Here is a 2,233-nt window from a genome sequence, read left to right on the forward strand (position 1 = left end):
CGCTATCCCCTTCCGTAACTGATGTAATAAGGCATAAAGGCATAAAAAAACTCCTTGCGTCGTTCGCAAGGAGTCGGTGACTAGTCAGGAAAAGACAGGGTACACACCTCACAGCTCTCGTCACAGAAAGCGGTGTAATAGGCTGTCCTACTCTTCTCACTATATTGACTTGTTATTCACGCTACCTTGCCAGCCTCTCGGGACTGAGTTAAAGGTACTGCTGTATATCAAAGGAATTATCCCACATTCGACAAACAATGTCAAGTACAAACGCCTATTTTCGCTCTACTTAGTGTTGATACATTCCGATTAACTATACAAGGTAAGCGTTAGTTATTTTAGACTGAGCTTTCGAATACGTTCAACTGCTTTTTCTGTATTCTCACGGCTGCCGAATGCTGTTAAGCGGAAATAGTCTTGACCGCTCTGACCGAAGCCAACTCCAGGTGTTCCTACGATATTCGCTTCAGATAGAAGCTTGTCGAAGAATGCCCAAGAATCCAAACCATTAGGTGTTTTCAGCCAAATGTAAGGTGCGTTAACACCGCCGAACACTTCAAGACCAAGTGATGCAAGTCCATCACGGATAATTGCAGCGTTCGTCATGTAATACTCAACCAGCGATTTAATCTGCTCTTGTCCTTCAGCGGAGTATATAGCTGCGGCTCCACGTTGGGTAACATACGATACACCATTAAACTTTGTTGTATGGCGGCGATTCCACAGATCGTTAATCAATACTTCGTTACCAGCAGCATCGAGACCCTTAAGCTCACGCGGAACCACTGTGTACGCACAACGAACACCTGTAAAACCAGCTGTTTTGGAGAAGCTGCGGAATTCAATGGCTACTTCGCGAGCGCCTTCGATTTCATAAATGCTGTGCGGAACATCGTCCTCTTGAATGAACGCTTCATAAGCAGAATCATACAAAATAATGCAGTTGTTAGCTTTCGCATAATCAACCCATATTTTGAGCTCGTCTTTCGTCAGCGTCATCCCAGTCGGATTGTTTGGGTAGCATAAGTAAATGATATCCACTTTACGGTTTGGCAAGCTTGGTTTGAAATCATTTTCAGCTGTACATTCTAAATAAGCAATGTCCTCATAACGTTTCGTTTCTTGATTATATTTACCTGAGCGTCCTGCCATTACATTCGTATCGACATAAACGGGGTAAACAGGATCTTGAACAGCAACAATACTATTTTGACTAAAAATTTCTTGAATATTGCCTACATCACATTTCGAACCATCACTTACGAATACTTCATTGGATGCGATGTCAATACCACGTGATTTATAATCATTGTCGATAATCGCTTGAATTAAAAAATCATAGCCTTGTTCTGGCCCGTATCCGCGAAAAGATCCCGGTGCCGCAAGCTCATCCACTGCACTGTGCATCGCTTGAAGCACCGCATCCGGCAAGCCGCGTGTAACGTCGCCAATACCAAGACTAATAATTTCAGCATTTGGATTTTCTTGCATAAATTTCGTGCGTCGTTTTGCAATTTCTGAGAACAAATAGCTGCCTTGCAGCTCCAAATAGTTTTGATTAATCGATGTCATTTCGTGTCACCAGTCCTTATTTTCAGTAATTTCGTTGTTATTGATTAGAATAACTTACTTCTCTGACTGAAATAATGAATAATCTGGTGAAAAGTTTGCACTATTGCACGTTTAATGTTACCGCAAGCGTAAACTATTAAGAACATGCTCAAAATCTGCAGGCATTGGCACTTCAAATTCAAGTCTTTCCCCGCTGCGCGGATGTGTAAATCCAATGACCGCTGCATGCAAAGCCTGACCTTTCAAAGCAACTGTTTTGTTTCTGCCATATACCGGATCACCAGCTAGAGGATGTCCAATGTATTTCATATGGACACGGATTTGATGCGTTCGTCCTGTTTCAAGCTGCAATTCTACGATTGTATAGTCCTCCAAGCGCTCCATAACCACAAAATGCGTAACGGCATGTCTGCTATTGCGCTCTGTTACGGTGAACACTTTACGATCATTTAAATCACGTCCGATTGGCGCATCAATTGTACCTTGATCATGCGGTAAATTACCGTGTACAAGAGCGATATACTTGCGTGTGACGGTATGCTCCTTCAACTGCTCAGCAAGTGAAATATGTGCCAAGTCATTTTTGGCAACCATTAGCAAGCCTGTCGTATCCTTATCGATACGATGCACGATACCTGGGCGCAGAACACCATTAATGCCC

Annotated in this window: 2 protein-coding genes; both read right to left on the reverse strand. The window is 42.9% G+C overall.

What is annotated here, in order from left to right:
* Positions 1–333: 333 nt before the first annotated feature.
* Positions 334–1,572, reverse strand: a complete 1,239-nt coding sequence (locus AC1DWN_RS32475; RefSeq protein WP_477562965.1) for an LL-diaminopimelate aminotransferase — start codon at positions 1,570–1,572, stop codon at positions 334–336.
* A 117-nt stretch (positions 1,573–1,689) separates the two neighbouring features.
* Positions 1,690–2,233: RluA family pseudouridine synthase (locus tag AC1DWN_RS32480; protein ID WP_477562966.1), on the reverse strand; the 544-nt coding region annotated here is incomplete at its 5' end.

Source organism: Paenibacillus sp. P4_A7, assembly GCF_056402455.1.